The following is a 19,719-nucleotide window of genomic DNA, read 5'->3' on the forward strand; positions in this document are numbered from 1 at the left end:
CCTATTCAGAGGTTCCATTAGTTGTAGCTGATCTGCAGATATGTTCCACAGGCGAGCCATCTGAGCGAGGATGTTCACATGCTGGATGAGATCGATCGTGGCCTGGTTCACGCGCTGCGCATCGACGGGCGCGCTCCCTTCAGTCGGATCGGAGCCGTGCTGGGGGTCTCGACGCAGACCGTCGCACGCAGATACCGACGGCTGATGGCAGCGGCCGGACTCCGGGTCGCAGGATTGGCCGATCCGCGACACTCCGGTCAATCCCAGTGGTTAGCGCGATTGACGGCGGCTCCGCGGGCGGCTCAGGATCTGGCGCAGGCGTTGGCTCGGCGGTCTGACACGTCCTGGGTGAAGCTGGCGTCCGGAGGTACGGAGATCGTCGCGGTCATCCACCCGGCGCCGGGCGATGCCAACTCGCTTCTGCTGCACGACATCCCGCGCACGTCGGGAATCACGGCACTCTCGGCTCATTATCTGCTGCACACGTACCTCGGTGGCCCGACCTCCTGGCGCGCCCAGTCCAGCACCCTGACCCCAACCCAGCAAGAAGCCCTCACCCCGACCCGGTCCGAGATACGAGGGCCGGTCGTCAGCAGCCGAGAGGGTGCCGCCGTTCTGGACTCAGACAGCGCTCTCTTGGCGGCGCTGGGTCGTGACGGCCGGATGAGTCTGGCGGAGCTTGCGGAGGCGACGGGCTGGTCCGCGGTGACGGTCGGGCGGCGGCTCGCAGAACTGCAGGCCAGCGGTGCGATCTTCTTCGACGTCGATGTGAACCCGGCCGTCCTCGGCGCCACCACCAGCGCGATGCTCTGGATGTCCGTCGCACCCGCTCACCTGGACGCTGTCGCGACAGCGCTCGCCCAGCACGACGAACTCGCCTTCGTCGCCGCGACGACCGGACAGACCAACTTGGTGGGGCTCGCGCTGGTCCCGGACCCGGCCGCGCTCCATGAGTATCTGGTTCGCCGGCTACCGGCGTACGAGTCGATCCGTGCGCTGGAGACCGCTCCGATCCTGCGCACGGTGAAGTCTGCTGCTCCGTTCGTGACCCGGTCTGTGCGGGAGCGGACAACGGTTTCGTAGGGTTGCGGCATGAGCGAGCAGAGGGTGGACGTTGTCGTGTTCGACATCGGTGGGGTGTTGCTGGACTGGAGTCCGGACTACCTGTACGGCGAACTGATCCCCGATGCCGCCCAGCGGCAACACTTCCTGGCCAACGTCGCCACCAGCGAGTGGAACAGGCAGCAGGATGCCGGACGCAGTTGGTCCGAGGCAGTTGCCGAGCTCTCGTCGCTGCACCCGGAGCACGCCGAGTGGATCGAGGCGTACGACAAGGGCTGGCTGAAGATGGTCAACGGTGTTTTCGAGGATACCGCCGAGTTGGTCACCGAGATCCGCGGGCTGGGGATTCCGAACTACGCGCTGACGAACTTCTCCGACGAGAAGTGGGAGATCGCGAAGGAGGCGTTCCCGATTCTTGCGGGGTTCGACGGCGAGGTCGTGTCGGGTGTGGAGCTGACGACGAAGCCGGAGGAGAAGATCTACCGGATCCTGCTGGACCGGTTCGACCTCGATCCGGCGCGTACGTTCTACACCGACGACGTCCAGACCAACGTCGACGGCGCCCGCGCGGTAGGAATCGATGCCGAACTCTTCACCGACGCTGCCACCCTCCGCCAGCACCTCAGAAACCGCGGCCTCCCGCTCAAGCCCTGACCCACCGGCCATTCGCCTGTACTTCGTGCCGGCGCGGCTGATCTGCGCAGATACTCCAGAGAGCGCGATCTCCGGCTGGTTGGCTAGGTCAGGCGGTGGTCACCTGGAGTGCTTCTGTGTACTTCGCGCCGGCCCCCAGGTGGGCGGCTTCGAGGATGAGGGTGTTGTGCTGGCAAGTGGGTGCGGTCAGGGCCGTGTCGGGTGGGGTGGCGTAGATCCGTTGCGGACGGATGATGCCAGGCTGCCAGCGCTGGAGTTGGAAGGACTCGGCGCCGTTCGTGACGGTCCGGACTTCCCAGTGGATCCAGTTGCCGCAAGCAACAATCGTGCCGGTGACGATCTGGCCGAGCGACTGGGTCGGACTGTCCGCGCCGGTGCGGAGATAAGCCTTGCTCTGGTACTGGTCCGGGTCTGCGGCGCCCACCTCCGACCAGATGGTTGCTCCACGCAACGAGGCCCCGCTCCACTGGATGCAGTTCTTGGCTGCCGCGATCGGCCGGGCAGGGCCGCCTGAGAGCGCGGCGGTGAAGAGCCGCTTGCAGCGTTGCGGAGTCGACGGCGCGGTGATCTGGCTGAACGTGACGGAGTCGGCCGACACGACGGGATCCGCCACATAACCCGGGTCGGCAACGCACGTCACGGATCGGGATTTCAGTGACGCCAGTTCGGCGACGATCAGGCACGAGCGGTTGCTGCTGTCGGTCGAGCTGTAGGCGAATACACCGTCGTACGCGCCGATCTCTGGTTCGGAGATCCGGGGGAGCGCTCTCTGCTTGGCCAGATCCGTTCTCGCGCCGGAGGTGAGGTCGTAGCGGTAAGCGCGAATCTCCGGGGAAGGGCCGTCCGAGCGGATCTCTTCGATCAGTGCCCACCGTTCATCGATCACCACCGGTGACTGGGCGACGAATCCGGCCGGCGGTACGTGGCGGACGACGACCCGCCGGTTCGCGCGATCGGTGATGGTCGTGGTTCCGGCTTCGTCGCTGCCACGCGTGACGAGGTACTTCGGGAGCGCGGTCACCACATGCTGCCCGTCCACCGGTTGCTTGAGCAGCTTGGTCCAGGTCGGCGGCCCACCAGGTTTGCCCGAGCTGCCGGGCGTGCTTGGGGTGGAGCCGGGCGTCGGAGGCTCAGTCGGCGATTGAGTGGCGCCCGGCGTGCTGGTCGTAGTACCGGTCGGGCTTTGCGAGGGAGCGCTCTCCGGTGAGGACGAGCATGCGCTGAGTGCCAACGCGAGCGCGACCACGCCGACTGCCGCGGACGACACCAACCGATTCCTGGCAAGTGGCGTGCTGTCCAAGGGGTTTGTGGTGAACGGGTCTTGGCGGGGTGTGTTCAGGTGCACTGGATCAGAGACCGATGTTCTTGAAGGAGTTGGCGAGGGTGGCGTTGAACATCGCGGAGGCGGGGATGTTCTTCGGTCCGTTGGTGGTGTTGCCGCGGCTGTTGAAGCGACGTTCGTTGAAGACCTCGAAGATGCCGATGGTGCCGTTCTTCATGTCGTAGCCGCGGCCGACCTGGTAGTGGCCGCTGTGGTTGAAAGCGAGATACGGGAAGTACCGCTTGAGCAGTTGCACGTGCTCGATCACCGGCGCGGGCGCGGCGTCGCCCAGGTGCTTCTGGTGGACGGCGAGGAACTTCTGCGAGTTCCAGCCACTGACGTTCTGCACGATGTAGGTGCCTGCGGCAATGTCCCACTTCGTCTTCAGGTTGGTCTGCTGGACCATCGACGAGATCCCGGTGCCCGAGCTGGTCGAGCCGAGATCCTTCGCCCACGACGCCTGGGTGTCCTTCTGCTTGTCGTCCGCCCAGTCGATCGACTGGAACGTCGCCGGCCCGCACCAGTAACCCTTCTCCTGCGAGACCTCGAAGCCCTTCATGATGTACGCCGAACTCGGCAGCGGCTTGCTCACGACCGGCGTACTCGGTGCCGAAGGCGTCGACCGCGTCGGCTCAGGCGTGCTCGGCGTCGCCCCGGGTGCACCCGGCGTACCAGGTGTGCCAGGCGTGCCAGGCGTACCAGGTGTGCTGGGCACGCTGGGTGGAGTCGACGTCGTTCCAGGTGTCCCGTTCGCGGTCGAGGAGGTGTTCATCAGGCGCAGGGAGCGGGCCTTGTCGCGGCCTTCCCAGGCGGTCTGCATCTCCTCGAGTTCGGCGGCGATCCGGAGAGCCTTCGGCATCGCGGCCCGCTCGGTGACGAACCCCGCAGGCGACTGATCACCCGTCGCGATGTCCTGCTGCACGCCGCCCACGCCTGCCACCTCGCCCTCGCCGGCGGCCGAGTTGCTCGTCCTGCTGCTCAGTGCGTCATCAGCCGCCGACTCCGCCACGGCCGCGCTGAGCTGCGCGCCGCTCGGCACCTTGTCGACGAACCCGAGCCCGAGGCAGTAGTTCTCCTCGTCCAGCTTGAAGCAGCGCATCACCTGAGCGGCCTGCTCGGTGGTGCTGACTCGGAGCATCTGGTCGTTGGGCGAGGTCTGCTGCACCTCCTGCGCCAGTTCGCTCCAAGAGTGCGCGACCACGGGCTGGTCGTCGACGGCGGTCGGGTCCGGTCCCGGCGGCATCGTCGGCGTGTCTGTCGCTACGGCGCTCGGCGTACTGGTGGGTGCACTGGCCGGAGCCAGCGACGGCTGCACGGACGGTGTGTCGGCGGAGCGGTAGGCAGGATCGCGCGGTTGATATGCGGCGGCGGTTCCGGCCAGCGGCGCCTGCGCGAGCAGGGCGCCGAGGAGGATCAGTGCTGCTGCCCCCCGTGTCGCTGTGGGCATGGTGGTCTCCCGTTGGGCGTGTGTGACTGTAGTGACTGTAGGTACGCCTGAGACCACAGTACGTGCTCACAGCAACAATCAACACCCCCACCAGCCTCACCCAACCCAGCGAACACAGGAGCACCAGCCACTCCGAACCACCGCATCCAGCTGCCGTCAGCCCCTCATCACCGCACTAGACTGTTTCGGTCCCACCTTTCTGTGACTGTTGTGGAGTTTGTGTGTCGGTCCAACCCATCCGTTTGTTCGGCGATCCCGTGCTGATCACCAAGGCCGACCCTGTCGTCGACTTCGACGCCGAGTTGCGCCGGCTGGTCGCCGACCTCACCGACACCATGCAGGCCGCGCCCGGCTCCGGCCTCGCTGCCCCGCAGATCGGTGTCGGCCTGCGCGTGTTCACGTACTTCGTCGAGGGTGAGCTCGGCCACCTGGTCAACCCCGAGCTGAGCCTGTCGACCGAGGACCAGTTCGGTCCGGAGGGCTGCCTGTCGATCCCCGGCCTCACGTTCGACTGCCGTCGTGCGCTGAACGTGATCGCCAAGGGCTTCAACATGTACGGCGAACCGGTGGTGATCGAAGGCTCCGACCTGCTCGCCCGTTGTATCCAGCACGAGACCGACCACCTCGACGGCGTACTGTTCGTCGACCGGCTGGACACCGAGACCCGCAAGGCCGCGATGCGGGCGATCCGCGAGGCCGAGTGGTTCGGTGCTCCGCCGCCGCTCAAGGTCTCGCCGCACCCGACGAACGGATTCGGTCTGTGAGAGTCGTCTTCGCCGGCACCCCCGAGGTGTCGGTCACCGCGCTGAAGGCCATTGTTGCCAGCAGCCACGAACTGGTCGCCGTCGTGACCCGTCCCGACGCGCCGGCGGGTCGCGGCCGCAAGCTGGTCGCGTCCCCGGTCGCGCAGTACGCCGAGGAGCTCGGCGGCATCGAGATCCTCAAGCCGGTCAAGCCAAGCGACCCCGAGTTCCTCGCCCGGCTCACCGAGATCGCTCCAGACTGCTGCCCGGTCGTCGCGTACGGCGGTTTGCTTCCGCAGGCCGCGCTCGACATCCCGCCGCACGGCTGGATCAACCTCCACTTCTCCGTGCTGCCCGCCTGGCGTGGTGCCGCACCGGTCCAGCAGTCGATCATCTCCGGCGACGATGTGACCGGGGCGAGTACCTTCCGGATCGTGAAGGCGCTCGACGCCGGACCCGTGTACGGCGTACTGACCGAACGCATCGGCCCGAAGGACACCGCCGGCGATCTGCTCACCAGGCTGTCCGTTTCCGGCGCCAAGTTGCTCGTCGACACCCTCGACGGAATCGAGGCCGGCATCCTCGAAGCGCGCGAGCAGCCGACCGACGGGATCACCCTCGCGCCGAAGATCACCGTCGAGGACGCCGAGCTGGACCTGGCCGCGCCCGCGCAGCGAGTGGACCGCCTCGTGCGCGGCTGCAACCCGTCGCCTGGAGCGTGGACCACCTTCCGCGGCGAGCGTCTCAAGGTGCTCGAGGTCAACGCCACCGACGAGGAACTGAAGCCCGGCGAGATCCGCGCCACCAAGTCCTCGGTGCTGGTCGGCACCGGCAGTAAGGCGCTCGAACTCGTCACGGTCCAGCCGCAGGGCAAGAAACCGATGGCCGCGGCCGATTGGGCCCGCGGCGTACGGATCGTCGACGAAGACCGTCTGGGCTCCGAGTGAGCGACCGCAGTCCCCGCAACCGCGCCCCGCAACGCCGTCCGGACCAGGTCCGCCAGCTCGCCTACCGGGTGATCCGCCAGGTCACAGCCGAGGACGGGTACGCCAACCTCGTCCTCAACAAGGCGCTGCGCGACCAGCGGATGAGCGGCCGCGACGCCGCGTTCTGCACCGAGCTCGTGCACGGCACGCTGCGCTGGCAGGGCACGTACGACGCGGTGCTCGCGCGCTGCGTGTCGCGCCCGCTCCCCGAACTGGACGCGAACCTGCTCGACCTCCTCCGCCTCGGCACTCACCAGTTGCTCCGGATGCGCGTCGACTCGTACGCGGCCGTCAACGAGATGGTCACGCTCACCCGCGCCGAAGCCGGTCAGAGCCGCAGCGGCCTCGTCAACGCCGTACTGCGGAAGGTCAGCCAGCGCACGCTCGACCAGTGGATCACCACGATCGCGCCCGCGCCCGAGGCCGACGAGTACGGCTATCTCGCGATCGCCAAGGCGCACCCGCGCTGGGTGATCGAGGCCTTCGATGACGCGCTGGGGGTGCGAGGCCTCGAGCGTGACCTGGTTGACCTCCTCGACGCCGACAACGACCCGCCGCGCGTCACACTGGTCGCTCGTCCCGGCCTGGCGGAGCTGGACGAGCTGATCGAGGCTGGCGCGACCCGCACCCGCTGGTCGCAGTACGGCGCTGTGCTGCAAGGTGGTGGTGATCCAGGACGGATCGGCGCCGTGGCGACCGGTCGTGCGGGTGTGCAGGACGAGGGGTCGCAGCTGGTCGCTACTGCGCTGGCCACTGCGCCACTGGAGGGCGACGATGCTCGCTGGCTCGACCTCTGTGCCGGTCCTGGAGGCAAGTCGGCGCTACTGGCCGCGCTCGCCAACCAGAAGGACGCACTGCTCACTGCTGTCGAGCCGCAGAAGCACCGTGCCGAGCTGGTGCGATCCAACCTTCGCGCGATCCCCGGCGATCACCAGGTGCTGGTGGGAGACGGGACGAAGCCGACGTGGCCTGCTGGGTGGTACGACCGGGTGCTGGCCGACGTACCGTGCAGTGGGCTTGGGGCACTGCGCCGCCGCCCGGAAGCGCGCTGGCGCCGTACGCCGGACGACATCGCCGAGCTGCAGCCGCTGCAGGAGGCTCTGCTGTCGTCAGCGATCACCTCGGTGCGACCGGGCGGTCTGGTGGCGTACGTGACGTGCTCGCCGCACCACGCCGAGACCCGGGCAGTCGTGGACGCCGTACTGGACAGCCGGAGTGACGCGGTCGTCGAGGATGCGCGGGAGCTGTTCCCGGGTGTGCCGTCGCTCGGCGGTGGGCCGGATGTGCAGCTGTGGCCGCATCTGCACGGCACCGACGCGATGTACCTCGCGCTGATCCGCCGTACGTGAGGATCAGTCTGCGGACCACCTGTCAGGTGCGTGGGCAGTAACGGTCATGATGGTGTCGTGACGATCACCGAATCCCGCCCTGCCCTCAGCACTCGACAGAGTCAGGTCGTCGGGCTCGCGGCGGCCTTCGGGATCGGCATGCTCGTCGCAGTGCAGTCGCGCATCAACGGTGAGCTCGGCAGCAGGCTCGGCGACGGCATACCGGCTGCACTCATCTCGTTCGTCTCCGGCCTGCTGATCCTGTTGGTCGCCTGCCTGCTGATCCGGCGGATCCGTACGTCTCTCGGCAACGTCTGGCGGACCATCAGGACGAGCTCCGGTGAGCAGGGCCAGCTCCGCTGGTGGCAGTGCATCGGGGGAGTGGCGGGCGCGTTCCTGGTGGCCACCCAGTCCATCACTGTGTCGGTGATCGGCGTAGCGGTGTTCACTGTGGCCGTAGTCGCCGGACAAGCCGTCAGTAGCTTGGTGGTCGACCGACTCGGCTTCGGGCCGGCAGGACCTCAGCCGTACACGACGCTGCGAGTAGTGGGCGCTGTGCTTGCACTAGTCGCAGTGGTGCTCGCCGTCTCGGACCGGTTGAACCACCCGTCCGGCCTACTGATCGCAGTACTGCCTGCACTCGGCGGTATCGGCACTGCAGTACAGCAAGCGATCAACGGCCGGGTGGCGCGCACTGCATCAAAGGACGCGTACGGCGCGCTCGCTGCCGGCTTCATCAACTTCTTGGCCGGCACTGCAGCGCTGGTGATCGTCCTGCTGATCGACCTGGTCTTCCGCGGCGCACCCCGCAGCCTGCCCACCGAGCCTTGGCTGTACTTCGGTGGCGCGTGCGGCGTGATCTTCATCAGCTCCGCGGCCGCCGTCGTCCGGGTGGTCGGCGTCTTCGTGCTCGGTCTCGGCACGATCGCAGGCCAGCTGATCGCCAGCCTGCTGATCGACCTCTTCGTACCGGCGTCGGACCAGGCCGTCACCTTCCCGGTCGTCGCCGGAACGCTGCTGGCTCTCGTCGCCGTGGTCGTCGCCGCGATTCCCAACCTCAGGAAGAACTGAGCCTCACGGCACCGGAGCGGCCGTCGACTCGGCCGGGACCTTCGGCTTGCGGGCCCAGCGGCCCGGGCTCAGGACGCCTTGGGAGACCGCGACGCCGAACAGAACGACCAGGGCACCGACCGGCTGGTACCAGGTGAGGTGTTCGTCCAGCACCAGGACGCCGACGATGATGGCGAAGATCGGCATCACGTAGGTGACCATCGAGGTCACGCTCGCGCCGACCAGCCGGATCACCCGCAGGTTCAGCACGAAGGCGATCCCGCTTCCGAGAGCGCCCAGGGCGATCACGCTGGCGACGGTCTTGAGTGAGAGCGTCCAGGGCATCGGCGGGGCGTGCCCGGTCACGATCGGCGCCACGATCGCGAGCTGGACAGTTGCGCAGAGCAACAAGCTCGCCGACAACGCGGTACCGGACAACTTGCTGCCGGCAATGAACCGCTTCTGGTACGGAATGGCCACGCCGTACGAGCAGGCGGCGGCCATGCACAGGAGCTGGCCGGTGAGATCGGCGCCGCCGTGCAGCTGCCAGGCGCCGAGCACGACCAGCATGCCGATGAATCCGAGCACCAGGCCGATCGCTCGCTGGGCGTTGAACTTCTCGGTCCGGAAGACCAGGACCGCGACGGGCAGCACCACCAGCGGGGTGATGCCGTTCCAGATGCCGGCCAGGAGCGACGGGACCCGCTGCTCGCCGTACCCGAACAGGGTCCAGGGCAGTGCGGAGCCGATCGCGCCCATCACGAAGGTGTGCGCCCAGATCTTCGGTTCGCGCGGCAACGACTCGCGCTTGATCGCCAGGATGACGAGCAGGACCGCAGCGCCGGCCAGCACCCGGCCGAGCGCGAGATACAGCGGATGGAGTTCGCGGACTCCGACGGAGATGAACAGGAAGCTGCAGCCCCAGATCGCGGCCAGCAAGAGCATGGTCGGAAGCCAGGAACGAAGCGGCGGCATGTCAGGAGTCGTCTCAGTGCTCACTCCTGACATCCTGCAGCATCCCGCCGACAATTTCCCCATCCTGCCCACAATCGGGCAACACCCCACCGCCGACCCAACCTCCGCCCCCCGCCCTACCCGGCGCTTGTTCGTGGGGTTCACTCCTCGTTGTGGGGTTGCCCCACTGCTATAGCGATGGGGTAACCCCACGAGAAGGAGTGGAGCCCATCGAGGGGAGGCGCGCGCGGGTGGGGTGGCGGGGGTTTGGGTTGGGTGGTGAGGATGGGCGGTATGGGTGTCTTCGAGGTGGAGTCGGTACGTAAGCAGTTTCCTGCGCTGAGTGAAGGGGCGGCTCATTTCGACGGGCCGGGTGGGTCGCAGACACCGCAGGTGGTCGCGGATGCGGTGGCGACGACGATGGTGTCCGCGCTCGCCAACCGGGGCCAATTGACGGCGGCCGAGCGGCGTGCCGACGGCATCGTTCTCGGCGCCCGCCAGGCGATGGCGGACCTCCTCGGTACCGACCCCGGAGGCATCGTCTTCGGCCGGAGCATGACGCAGTTGACCTACGACTTCGCCCGCACCCTGGCCAAGAACTGGGGACCGGGGGACGAGGTCGTCGTGACCCGGCTGGACCACGATGCGAACATCCGGCCCTGGGTGCAGGCAGCGGAGGCTGTCGGCGCGACCGCTCGCTGGCTGGCCTTCGACCCGGCGACCTCGGAACTCGATGACCTCGAACCGCTGCTTTCGGACGGCACCCGGCTTGTCGCCGTCACCGGTGCCTCCAACCTGATCGGCACCCGCCCGGATCTCCCCGCCATCGCTGACCTTGTGCACGCGTCCGGCGCGCTCGTGTACGTCGACGGCGTCCACCTGACGCCGCACGCCCCGGTGGACGCATCCTTCGCCGACTTCTACGCGTGCTCGCCGTACAAGTTCTTCGGGCCGCACTGCGGGGTGCTCTCGGCCGCACCGGCGCTGCTCGACGGGCTCCGGCCGGACAAGTTGCTTCCGGCAACGGATGTGGTACCGGAGCGGTTCGAGTTCGGCACCTTGCCCTACGAGCTGCTCGCCGGAACCACTGCGGCCGTTGACTTCCTGGCCGGTCTCGGCGGAACGGGGGAGAACCGCAGAGAGCGTTTGCTGAGTTCTCTGGCGTTGCTCGAACTGTACGAGGACAAGCTGCGCGACGACCTCGAATCCCGGCTGGCGGCGATCGAAGGCGTCACTCTCTACGGCCACGCGCAACGCCGTACGCCGACGTTGCTCTTCTCCGTCGCCGGCCATGACTCACGATCGGTCGCCGCCCGGCTCGCCGAAGAGGGCGTCAACGCGCCGGCCGGATCCTTCTACGCGGTGGAGGCGTCCCGGCACCTAGGTCTCGGCGACACCGGCGCAGTACGGGCCGGTCTCGCTCCTTACACGAACGAATCCGACCTCGACCGGTTGGTCGAAGGCGTCACCCGGCTGGTCTCTTGACTGCCTCGGAAGTTAATAACTAAAGTCAATGGGGTAAGTCGGTCCGCGCTGCTCGGCTGGCTTCCGGAACCCGATCTGGAGGAGCCCGCGGAGTGAACGAACCGGCCAAGGTGTTCGTCCAGGCAACGCCCGGCGACTCCCTCGCGGAGGCTTCCCGCAGTACCGACCAGACCTGGACCGCGGCCGGTATCGAGGTCAACTGGAACGCCCCGGAGATCGTTGTGAGCGCGATCCGCGAGATCTCGCGGGTCGCGCTGCGCTGGGAGCAGCGGCTCTCGCCTGACGTGCTCGTACTCGGAGACGCCTGGGAGCGCTCGTACGGCGATCTCCAGTGGCGCCACCTCCAGCCCGAGCGCCTGCTCCCGTGGTACTGGCTGGCTCACGACCGTCGTACCGGCGCCACCACCGGCATGGGCGTCGACGTCCATCCCGGCGCCTTCTGCTCGTGGACCGCGGACCCCGCCGGCATCACGCTCTGGCTCGACCTTCGCAATGGCGGCGGGCCGACCCGGCTCGGCGGCCGTTCCCTCGTTGCCGCCGAAGTCCGGTCATTCGAGGACGCCGGTACGCCGTGGCTGACGTTGCAGGCCGCGGTGGAGACCATGAGTTCCCGGCTACCGGCGCGACCTGAGCCCGTGCCGGTAGTCGGGGCGAACAACTGGTACTACGCCTACGGCGAGGGTTTCGACGAGGAGGCTGTGCTGCAGGACGCGGCGACCGTTGTCGAACTGGCCGACGGGCATCCGGTCAAGCCGTTCTCCGTGGTCGACGACGGCTGGAACCCGGGCGGCAACGGTTCGGGCGGACCGTGGGAGAGCGGTATCGCGGGGATCTTCGACGACATGGCCGGCACTGCCGCCGCGATCAAACAACTCGGCGCCCGGCCGGGGCTCTGGTTCCGCCCGTTGCTGTCCCGTGAGAGCGGTCTGTGGGGTCGCCAGGGCCAGAACGACGGCTTCGGGCGCGCGCTCGACCCGTCGTACCCGGAAGTCCTCGACCTCGTGCGCGCGGACCTGCAGCGCTTTCGGGACTGGGGCTACGAACTGGTCAAACACGACTTCAGCACGTACGACGTCTTCGGCCGGTTCGGACCGGCGATGGGCGCGCGCCTGACCGACGACGGCTGGCAACTGCACGACACCACCCGTACTACGGCCGAGATCGTGCTCGCGTTCTATCGCGAGCTCCGCGCGGCTGCGGGAGACGTAGTACTGATCGGCTGCAACACCGTCGGTCACCTGGCGGCGGGCCTCGTCGACATCCAGCGAACTGGGGACGACACGTCCGGGCGCGACTGGGAGCGGACCCGCAAGATGGGGGTCAACTCACTCGCTTTCCGGCTGCCGCAGCACAACCGGTTCTTCACCCTCGACGCCGACTGCGTGCCCTGTACGCCGCAGACGCCTTGGGAACAGAACCGCCAGTTCCTGGATCTGATAGCGCGCTCAGGAAGCGCTCTCTTCGTTTCCGTCGACCCGGCCGCGAGGACGGAGCGGACGGATCGCGAGCTGAGCGACGGTATACGGTTGGCGCTCAGCGGTGGAGACGCGGCGCGGGGCGGGATCGAGCCGCTGGACTGGCTGGTCAACACGACGCCGAACCTCTGGCGCGCCGGCGGTGACGAGGTCCGCTACGACTGGTCCCAGCCGTGGGGCGCGGACCCGACCTCGGGCTGAGGTGCCGTAGTGCGAGGCTCGACCCGATGGAAGAGACAGGGGGAGTGGTGAACGCCGAACAGCCTCCGGCCGTAGTTCGCCGGGGTACGAACCTGGATCGGGTCGGCGGCTTCAACGACACCGTGGTGCTCGACGCGATCCGCCGCGCCGACCAACGCCTCAGCCGGGTCGAGATCGCCGCGGCCACCGGTCTGTCCGGTCAAGCCATCTCCAACATCACCCGCCGGCTGCTGGACGCCGGCCTGGTCCGCGAAGCCGGCCGGCAGAAAAGCGCCGGCCTCGGCAAGCCGCGCACCCTGCTCGAACTCGAACCCACCGGCCAGTACGCCGTCGGCGTGCACCTGGATCCGGCCGTCGTCACCGTGGTCGTGCTCGACCTGACCGGCCAGGTGGTCGCACGCCGCCGGTCCGAGACACCGGCGACCACCGACGACCCGGACGTCCTCATCGCCGGTATCGCCGCCAGTGTCGAAGAGGTCATCACGGCCGCCGGCGCACCGCGGGACCGCGTCGTCGGGGTCGGGATCGCAGCGCCCGGTCCGATCGACGTCGATCGGGGCGTGGTGGTCGATCCGCCGAACCTGTCCGCCTGGCACCTGGTTCCGCTCCGCGACGCCCTGCGCGAGCAGACCGGGCTGCCGGTCCTGCTGGACAAGGACGTCACGGCCGCCGCATCCGCCGAGAAGTGGGCCGGTGGGCCGAACGGCCGCGGCAGCTTCGTGTTCTTCTATCTCGGCACCGGCGTCGGCGCCGGCCTGGTGATCGGGGACGAGGTGGTCCGTGGCTCGTCCAGCAACGTCGGCGAGATCGGCCATGTCATCGTCGACCCGGACGGCCCGCTCTGCTACTGCGGCCGCCGCGGGTGCGTCGGCGAGACCAGCCAGCCCCGGTACCTGGTCCAGCAGGCGATGCAGGCCGGAGTACTTGCCCAAGGCATCGATCTGGACGATCGGCACGCCGTCGACGCCGCCTTCGCCGAGCTGTGCTCGCAGGCGGCCGCCGGGTTCGGGTCGGCGCGTGACATCGTCACGGCGCTGGCCGGCCGGATCGCCAAGGTGGTCGAGGACATCGCGAACCTGCTCGACCTGGAGCGCGTCGTCTTCGGCGGCCCGCACTGGGACCAGCTCGCGCCGTTCTTCGACGAGTTCGTCCGGGCGGCGCTGGTGGAGCGCTTTCTCGTGCGCTCCGTGCATCCGTTCGTCGTCGCCGGCACCGCGCTCGGCGCCGATGTCGGTGCCGTCGGCGCGGCCAGCCTGGTGCTCGACCACACGTTCTCGCCGAACCCCTCGGTGTTGCTGCTCGGACCGGCTCCGGCGGAGAATCCGCCGGCGGTCGAGCTCGGATCTGCTGAAAGGTGATGTGTTGATGACCGGTATCGATCGCGACGTTCTGGCCCGCGCCGTCGAGGAGGTCCGCCGGGCGACCGGCGACCCGGTGATCGCGGAGATGTTCGAGCGCTCGATGGCCCAGAACCTGCCGGCCGTCGCGGAGCGGCTGCCGGACGGGACCACCTTCGTGCTGACCGGCGACATCCCGGCGATGTGGTTGCGCGACTCGGCGGCCCAGCTCCGCCCGTACCTGGTGCTGTGCGGCGACGATCCGGATCTGCAGGACGTCCTGATCGGCGTACTGCACCGGCAACTGGAGTACATCGCCATCGACCCGTACGCGAACGCGTTCAACCGGGCCGCCGACGGGTCGGGGCACACCACCGACGAGACCGAGATGTCGCCTTGGGTGTGGGAACGCAAGTACGAGATCGACTCGCTCTGCTATCCGATCGAGCTGGCCTACCGGTTGTGGCGGATCACCGGTCGCAAGGAGGTCATCGACCATCGGTTCACGGCGGCGGCGACCGCGGTGCTCGAGTTGTGGCGGGTCGAGCAGGATCACGAGCAGAACTCGAAGTACCGGTTCCAGCGCCACGACGACCGGCCCTCGGACACGTTGGTCCGGGACGGGCGCGGCCGTTTGACGCAGCCGACGGGAATGTCGTGGAGCGCTTTCCGGCCCAGCGACGACGCTACCGAGCTTGGCTTCAACGTGCCGGGGAACATGTTCGCCTCGGCCGTGCTCGGCTATCTGCAGGTGATCGCCCGCGAGGTGCTGGACGACGATTCGCTGGCGGGCCAGGCAGCGGAGCTGAAGGCCGCTATCGACGACGGGATCGCACGCCACGGCATGGTCGATCACCCGACTTTCGGCCGGGTCTATGCGTACGAGGTCGACGGCGCCGGTGCGCACTTGCTGATGGACGACGCGAACATGCCGAGCCTGCTGTCCGCGCCGTTGTCCGGCTTCGTGGCGGCCGACGACCCGGCGTACCTGGCGACGCGGAAGCTGTTGCTGAGTCCCGAGAATCCCTACTACTACAAGGGTTCCGCCGCGGCCGGGATCGGAAGCCCGCACACCCCGCCGGACTACGTCTGGCCGATCGCGCTCGCCGTCCAGGGTCTGACCAGTACGTCGGCCGACGAGCGGCAGCACCTGCTGGAGGTCCTACGCGACACCACCGGTGGCACGGGCCAGATGCACGAGGGGTTCCACACCGACGATCCGTCGAAGTACACGCGGGAATGGTTCTCGTGGGCGAACGCCATGTTCTGCGAACTGGCCCTCGCCCACGCCGGCCGCGGGCTACCCGACTAGGTGACGTCTCGTCGGCCGAGGCCATCCCGGTGACTGGCCGGCCCCCAGCGAGCCGCCGCCGGGATGCTGGGTCAGTATCGTCTTGAGCGCCCCGAGGATCACCAGTTCGGGATCCTTGAGCAATGCGGCCGCCACCCCGAGCCGCTGCTTCATCCCGGGCGAGTACGTCGAGAAGCGGTCGCGGGCGCCGTCGGTGAGGTCGACCAGCTCGAGCACCTGGTCGATCCGGGTCCGCGGCACTTCGGCGTACTCGGCCAGCAGGCGCAGGTTGTCGAAGCCGGACAGGTACGGGTAGAACGCCGGCGACTCGATCATCGAGCCGATCCGGGCGAGCAGATCGACACCGTCGACCGTGAGGGTGTCGCCGGAGCGTTTGGTCAGGCCGGCGATCTCGACCGCCGGGTCAGTTTCACTCATACCCCGACCTTGCCGCCCGAAGCTCTGCTCCCGCGTCGGCTCGGCGAAGTCACCGCGGATACCGCCAGGGGAGTAGCCGCCCTCCCGTCCGATGCCGCCGCCAGTGCGATGACGTACAGTGTTCGTCCGACGAACGGTGTTCGAGTTTTCAGGAGGCGGACCATGAGCAGAGTGGTCATTTTCGGGGCCGGCGGCCGGACCGGGCGGTGCCTGGTCGACGAGGCGCTGGCGGCCGGCCATCAGGTGAGCGCGGCGATGCGGATCTCGGTGCCGCTGCCAGGAGTCGAGTCGATCGTCGCCGACCTACGGGATCCAGCCTCCGTCGAAGCCGCGGTGAAAGGGCAAGACGTCGTGATCTCGGCGATCGGACCGTCCGGCCGCAAGGCCATGGGCCTGTACTCCGCCGCCGCGCGGGCACTCGTTCCGGCGCTCGAGGCGACCGGTGGCGCGCGGTTGATCGCGATCACCTCGGCCGGCGTCCGGCACGACGACCCGAACTTCAAGCCCGTCTACCGCGTGCTCGCCCGGACCGTGATGAAGGAGGCGTACGACGACATGCGGTTGATGGAGTCGATCGTGCGATCGAGTTCTGTCGATTGGTCCTTCGTCCGGCCCACCCGCCTGGAGGACGGGCCGGCCACCGGGACGTACCGGGTCCAGGACAACGAGACTCCCATGGGTGGCTGGCAGGTGACCCGGACGGACGTCGCCCGATTCATCGTCCAGGAGATCGAGAAGCGTCAGTGGTGCCACGCTTCCCCGACGCTCGCCGAGTAGCTCAGCCGAGCCAGCCGGGGCGGACGAGGCCGGTTTGATAGGCGAGTACGACGAGTTGGGCGCGATCGCGTACGCCGAGCTTCACCATCGCGCGGCTGACGTGGGTCTTGGCCGTTGCCGGACTCAGCACCAGCCGAGCGGCGATCTCGTCGTTCGACAAGCCTTCGCCGACCAGCGCGACGATCTCGCGCTCGCGTTCGGTCAGCACGTCGAGTTCCTTGCTCGCGTGCGGCTGACGGCTCCGCGTCGCGAACTCGGCGACCAGTCGCTTGGTCACGCCAGGAGAGAGCAACGCATCCCCGCGGGCAACCACCCGGACGGCCTGCAGAAGCTCGACCGGCTCGGTGTCCTTGACCAGGAACCCGCTCGCGCCGACCCGCAACGCCTCGAACACGTACTCGTCCAGATCGAACGTCGTCAGGATCACCACGTGAACGTCAGAGAGCGCTCCATCCGCTCCGATCTCGCGCGTCGCCTCCAGCCCGTCCATGCCGGGCATCCGGATGTCCATCAACACCACGTCGGGCTTCTCGGCACGTGCCAGTTCCACCGCCGCCGCACCGTCGGCGACCTCGCCGATCACCGTGATGTCGTCCTCGGCATTCAGCAATGACCGGAACCCCGCCCGCACCAACGCCTGATCATCCGCCAGCAACACCCGAATCATGCGCCCACGCTAAGCCATCCCCCGGTCAGGCCAGACCGGCGTCATGCGCCAGCAGCGCTACCTGAGTGCGGTTTCCCAGGTCCAATTTCGTGAGGATGTGGGAGATGTGCGCCTTCACCGTCGCCACACTCATGAACAACTCCGTCGCGATCTCCGCATTCGCCTTGCCCTGGGCAACAGCCAGCATCACGTCGTACTCGCGCGGACTGAGCCTCTCCAGCGCCACCCTCGCCCGCGTGTGCGCATCGGCTTCCGTCGCGGCCCGGTCCATCAGCCGTCGGGTGATCGCCGGCGAGAGAATCGGGTCGCCCGCGGCAACCCGGCGTACGGCCTCCACGATCTGCGCCGGGGGAGTGTCCTTCAGCAAGAACCCGCTGGCACCGGCCCGCAACGCGTGCAGCACGTTCTCATCGGTGTCGAAGGTCGTCAGCACGACCACCTCGGGCGGGTTCTTCCGCGCCCGCAGCCGCCGCGTCGCCACGATCCCGTCCACCCGCGGCATCCGCAGATCCATCAGCACCAGATCGGGAAAGTGCTTGTCGATCGCGGCCGGTACCTCGTCGCCGTCGGCCGCCTGACCGACCACGGAGATCCCGTTCGCGCCGTCGAGCATCATCTCCAGACTCGCCCGCACCAACGCGTCGTCGTCCACGACCAGCACCCTGATCAGCTCGTTCATGCGGGCCACGGTAGCGAGGCGTGCAGCCGGAACCCGCCACCGGTCTCGCCGTGATCCAGCGTGCCGCCGGCCAACTGCACCCGCTCGGTCAGCCCGACCAGGCCCGTACCGCTGCCGGGCGTCAGCGGTACGCCGTTCCCGCGAGGGTTGGTCAACTCGATCTGCAGCGTCCCACCCGGCCGACCCTTCACCACCACCGTCACCGGCCGCCCCGCCGCATGCTTCCGCGCATTCGTGAGCCCTTCCTGCACGACCCGGTACGCCGTACGCCCGGTTGCCGGTGGCAACGATTCTGGCGCGGTGACGGCCTCGTCGTACCGGATCTCGGTGCCCGCGTCGCGCGACTCGTCCACCAGCGCCGCCAGGTCACCGAAGGTCGGTTGCGGCCGCCCACCCGGCAACTCCTCGATCTCGCTGTCACGCAAGACGCTGATCACCTCGCGCAGTTCGTCCAGTGCCTGATGGACCCCAGAACGGATCACCCCGGCCGCCTGAGCCAGCTTCTCCGGCGACGAGTCCGGCCGGTACTCCAACGCACCGGCGTACGTCGCGAGCAACGACAACCGATGCGCCAGTACGTCGTGCATCTCCCGAGCCATCCTCGTGCGCTCGAGAGTCCGCGCCTCGGCCACCCGGCGGCCCTGTTCGTTCTCGGCTCGGAGAGCGCGTTCTCGCAGCGAATGCAGCAACGCCCGTCGTGCCTGCGTCCACTGCCCCCAACCGAGCAGAGCGGCGTGGACGGCCACGTCGAGGACGACGTACCAGGCCAGGTTCAACCCGTGGATCGGTCGCCAGAGGCCTTGGACCAGGTGACCGAGTGTTCCCGCGAGTGCCACCAGGGCCGCCACTCGAAGCGGGCGCCGTTGGGCAACCGTCAAGGTGCCGACGGTCGAGGGCGGGGTGGCGGCGGGAGAGAGCGCGGCCAGTGCGGCCAGGGCGAGAGCCGCTTGGATCGGGCGGCGGCGCAGCAACAGGATCAGACCACACGAAACAACGCCGACGGCGATGTCGAAGCTCAACCAGCCCGGCGTCCGGAAACCCGCCTGGTGCCGGCCGAGGATCGTCGTCCCTGTCAGGACAGCGATCGCACTTACGGAGAGAAGGTCGCCCTTCCAGAAGCTCCGGTCCTCGCACTGGTCCGCCGCTTTGCCGGTGCTGGGCCTCGGCGGCGTCGGCTCGTAGCTGTCCTCCATGCCGCCGACAGTAGGCGGCGATCGGCAAGCGTCGCCACCGACCAAAGTCGATGGCATTACGACCTTCGGGGATGTGCCTCCAGCCACACGGCCGATGCCCAGGTTTCGCGCTCTCCCTGATCGTTGGTGAAGTCAGCAACCTAATCGTCGCGAAAGGCACAGAGATGAGCATCAACGAGAGCAGCCGAACCGCGCCAGCTGTCCAGACCCGCCTACCCCGCCGGGCGCAGGGCCGTCGGAGGGTTGCGGTGGTCGGCGTCGCGGTCGGCGTCGCCCTGATCTGGTGGGCCATTCTGTCTCAGGCCGCCGGGATCGATCTGCAGGCCAGGCAAGGATCCGTCATGCACATCAACGGTGTGTCGGTCTTTGTCGCAACGCTCGCGACGAGCCTGGCCGGCTGGGGATTGCTGGCCGTGCTCGAGCGCCGTACGCCGAACGCCCGCAACGTCTGGACCCTGGTGGCGACGATCTTCTGCATCACCTCGCTGGGAAGTCCGCTTCTCAACGGCATCGGGGTGGATGCGAAGCTCGCCCTCGCCTCCCTGCACCTGGTGGTGGGCACCATCGTGATCCTCGGCCTTCGCCGGACTGCCCTCACCGCCCGGGAACTCTGCGCCTGAGGAGTACGTCG

General features: G+C 68.2%; 19 protein-coding genes. 12 read left to right on the top strand and 7 right to left on the bottom strand.

Features of this window, described 5'->3' with window-relative positions:
- The first annotated feature begins 78 nt into the window (after positions 1-78).
- Both DIZ26_RS04845 and DIZ26_RS04850 read left to right on the top strand, forming a co-directional pair.
- On the top strand, positions 79-1,083 hold the full coding sequence (locus tag DIZ26_RS04845; protein WP_112238119.1) for an Lrp/AsnC family transcriptional regulator: 1,005 nt from the start codon (positions 79-81) through the stop codon (positions 1,081-1,083).
- Positions 1,084-1,092: 9 nt separating this feature from the next.
- Entirely contained in the window at positions 1,093-1,716 is a 624-nt protein-coding gene (locus DIZ26_RS04850; protein ID WP_112238121.1) for an HAD family hydrolase, read from the top strand.
- Between the two features lie 88 nt (positions 1,717-1,804).
- Here DIZ26_RS04850 and DIZ26_RS04855 read toward each other — a convergent pair whose 3' ends face one another.
- The gene (locus tag DIZ26_RS04855; protein WP_232828147.1) at positions 1,805-2,983 is read right to left on the bottom strand and encodes a hypothetical protein; all 1,179 of its coding nucleotides are present in this window, start codon (positions 2,981-2,983) and stop codon (positions 1,805-1,807) included.
- A gap of 82 nt (positions 2,984-3,065) precedes the next feature.
- Positions 3,066-4,484 carry a hypothetical protein gene (locus DIZ26_RS37355; RefSeq protein ID WP_157979583.1) on the bottom strand — a complete coding sequence of 473 codons (1,419 nt, stop codon included), beginning with the start codon at positions 4,482-4,484 and terminating at the stop codon, positions 3,066-3,068.
- Positions 4,485-4,705: 221 nt separating this feature from the next.
- Between DIZ26_RS37355 and def the strand changes: the two genes are divergently transcribed.
- The 4 genes from def to DIZ26_RS04890 are packed head-to-tail and all read left to right on the top strand — an operon-like array spanning position 4,706 to position 8,612.
- Complete coding sequence (gene def, locus DIZ26_RS04875) at positions 4,706-5,248, top strand: peptide deformylase (protein ID WP_112238129.1); 543 nt, start codon at positions 4,706-4,708, stop codon at positions 5,246-5,248.
- Complete coding sequence (fmt, locus tag DIZ26_RS04880; RefSeq protein ID WP_112238131.1) at positions 5,245-6,174, top strand: methionyl-tRNA formyltransferase; 930 nt, start codon at positions 5,245-5,247, stop codon at positions 6,172-6,174. The genes def and fmt overlap by 4 nt, the downstream gene beginning before the upstream one ends.
- On the top strand, positions 6,171-7,562 hold the full coding sequence (locus DIZ26_RS04885) for an RsmB/NOP family class I SAM-dependent RNA methyltransferase (RefSeq protein ID WP_112238133.1): 1,392 nt from the start codon (positions 6,171-6,173) through the stop codon (positions 7,560-7,562). Before fmt ends, DIZ26_RS04885 begins: the two co-directional genes overlap by 4 nt.
- A gap of 57 nt (positions 7,563-7,619) precedes the next feature.
- Positions 7,620-8,612 carry a DMT family transporter gene (locus DIZ26_RS04890; protein WP_112238134.1) on the top strand — a complete coding sequence of 331 codons (993 nt, stop codon included), beginning with the start codon at positions 7,620-7,622 and terminating at the stop codon, positions 8,610-8,612.
- Between the two features lie 3 nt (positions 8,613-8,615).
- Here DIZ26_RS04890 and DIZ26_RS04895 read toward each other — a convergent pair whose 3' ends face one another.
- Positions 8,616-9,590 carry a DMT family transporter gene (locus DIZ26_RS04895; protein WP_198675898.1) on the bottom strand — a complete coding sequence of 325 codons (975 nt, stop codon included), beginning with the start codon at positions 9,588-9,590 and terminating at the stop codon, positions 8,616-8,618.
- A gap of 249 nt (positions 9,591-9,839) precedes the next feature.
- On the opposite strand from DIZ26_RS04895, the gene DIZ26_RS04900 reads away from it, so the two are divergent.
- The 4 genes from DIZ26_RS04900 to DIZ26_RS04915 all read left to right on the top strand — a co-directional run bounded on the left by DIZ26_RS04900 (position 9,840) and on the right by DIZ26_RS04915 (position 15,355).
- Positions 9,840-11,030, top strand: a complete 1,191-nt coding sequence (locus DIZ26_RS04900) for a cysteine desulfurase-like protein (protein WP_112238138.1) — start codon at positions 9,840-9,842, stop codon at positions 11,028-11,030.
- A 92-nt stretch (positions 11,031-11,122) separates the two neighbouring features.
- Complete coding sequence (locus tag DIZ26_RS04905) at positions 11,123-12,706, top strand: alpha-amylase family protein (RefSeq protein ID WP_112238140.1); 1,584 nt, start codon at positions 11,123-11,125, stop codon at positions 12,704-12,706.
- Positions 12,707-12,732: 26 nt separating this feature from the next.
- The gene (locus DIZ26_RS04910) at positions 12,733-14,064 is read left to right on the top strand and encodes an ROK family transcriptional regulator (protein ID WP_232828148.1); all 1,332 of its coding nucleotides are present in this window, start codon (positions 12,733-12,735) and stop codon (positions 14,062-14,064) included.
- Positions 14,065-14,071: 7 nt separating this feature from the next.
- Positions 14,072-15,355, top strand: a complete 1,284-nt coding sequence (locus DIZ26_RS04915) for a glycoside hydrolase family 125 protein (protein ID WP_112238591.1) — start codon at positions 14,072-14,074, stop codon at positions 15,353-15,355.
- Here DIZ26_RS04915 and DIZ26_RS04920 read toward each other — a convergent pair.
- Positions 15,344-15,772: an ATP-binding cassette domain-containing protein gene (locus DIZ26_RS04920; protein WP_232828149.1), complete on the bottom strand. Its 429-nt coding sequence runs from the start codon at positions 15,770-15,772 to the stop codon at positions 15,344-15,346. The genes DIZ26_RS04915 and DIZ26_RS04920 overlap by 12 nt on opposite strands.
- Positions 15,773-15,934: 162 nt before the next feature.
- Between DIZ26_RS04920 and DIZ26_RS04925 the strand changes: the two genes are divergently transcribed.
- Complete coding sequence (locus DIZ26_RS04925) at positions 15,935-16,549, top strand: NAD(P)-dependent oxidoreductase (RefSeq protein ID WP_112238142.1); 615 nt, start codon at positions 15,935-15,937, stop codon at positions 16,547-16,549.
- Position 16,550: 1 nt separating this feature from the next.
- Here the strand turns inward: DIZ26_RS04925 and DIZ26_RS04930 are convergent, their stop codons facing one another.
- The 3 genes from DIZ26_RS04930 to DIZ26_RS04940 are packed head-to-tail and all read right to left on the bottom strand — an operon-like array spanning position 16,551 to position 19,088.
- Positions 16,551-17,216 (bottom strand): response regulator, encoded by a 666-nt coding sequence (locus DIZ26_RS04930; protein WP_112238143.1) that lies wholly within the window; start codon positions 17,214-17,216, stop codon positions 16,551-16,553.
- A gap of 25 nt (positions 17,217-17,241) precedes the next feature.
- Positions 17,242-17,895 carry a response regulator gene (locus DIZ26_RS04935; RefSeq protein WP_198675899.1) on the bottom strand — a complete coding sequence of 218 codons (654 nt, stop codon included), beginning with the start codon at positions 17,893-17,895 and terminating at the stop codon, positions 17,242-17,244.
- Entirely contained in the window at positions 17,892-19,088 is a 1,197-nt protein-coding gene (locus DIZ26_RS04940) for a sensor histidine kinase (RefSeq protein WP_112238147.1), read from the bottom strand. Before DIZ26_RS04940 ends, DIZ26_RS04935 begins: the two co-directional genes overlap by 4 nt.
- Positions 19,089-19,252: 164 nt before the next feature.
- Between DIZ26_RS04940 and DIZ26_RS04945 the strand changes: the two genes are divergently transcribed.
- Complete coding sequence (locus tag DIZ26_RS04945; RefSeq protein ID WP_157979584.1) at positions 19,253-19,708, top strand: DUF6069 family protein; 456 nt, start codon at positions 19,253-19,255, stop codon at positions 19,706-19,708.
- The last annotated feature ends 11 nt before the right edge of the window (positions 19,709-19,719 follow it).

This window comes from Kribbella monticola (assembly GCF_003261635.1).
In the GTDB taxonomy this organism is placed as follows: domain Bacteria; phylum Actinomycetota; class Actinomycetes; order Propionibacteriales; family Kribbellaceae; genus Kribbella; species Kribbella monticola.

Bases quoted from the DNA above. Each gene is read 5' to 3' on its own strand.
- DIZ26_RS04845 (WP_112238119.1), top strand. From the start codon at position 79: ATGCTGGATGAGATCGATCGTGGCCTGGTTCACGCGCTGCGCATCGAC.
- DIZ26_RS04935 (WP_198675899.1), bottom strand. From the start codon at position 17,895: ATGAACGAGCTGATCAGGGTGCTGGTCGTGGACGACGACGCGTTGGTG.
- DIZ26_RS04940 (WP_112238147.1), bottom strand. From the start codon at position 19,088: ATGGAGGACAGCTACGAGCCGACGCCGCCGAGGCCCAGCACCGGCAAA.
- DIZ26_RS04920 (WP_232828149.1), bottom strand. From the start codon at position 15,772: ATGAGTGAAACTGACCCGGCGGTCGAGATCGCCGGCCTGACCAAACGC.
- DIZ26_RS37355 (WP_157979583.1), bottom strand. From the start codon at position 4,484: ATGCCCACAGCGACACGGGGGGCAGCAGCACTGATCCTCCTCGGCGCC.
- DIZ26_RS04900 (WP_112238138.1), top strand. From the start codon at position 9,840: ATGGGTGTCTTCGAGGTGGAGTCGGTACGTAAGCAGTTTCCTGCGCTG.
- DIZ26_RS04910 (WP_232828148.1), top strand. From the start codon at position 12,733: ATGGAAGAGACAGGGGGAGTGGTGAACGCCGAACAGCCTCCGGCCGTA.
- DIZ26_RS04915 (WP_112238591.1), top strand. From the start codon at position 14,072: ATGACCGGTATCGATCGCGACGTTCTGGCCCGCGCCGTCGAGGAGGTC.
- DIZ26_RS04850 (WP_112238121.1), top strand. From the start codon at position 1,093: ATGAGCGAGCAGAGGGTGGACGTTGTCGTGTTCGACATCGGTGGGGTG.
- DIZ26_RS04930 (WP_112238143.1), bottom strand. From the start codon at position 17,216: ATGATTCGGGTGTTGCTGGCGGATGATCAGGCGTTGGTGCGGGCGGGG.
- DIZ26_RS04945 (WP_157979584.1), top strand. From the start codon at position 19,253: ATGAGCATCAACGAGAGCAGCCGAACCGCGCCAGCTGTCCAGACCCGC.
- DIZ26_RS04925 (WP_112238142.1), top strand. From the start codon at position 15,935: ATGAGCAGAGTGGTCATTTTCGGGGCCGGCGGCCGGACCGGGCGGTGC.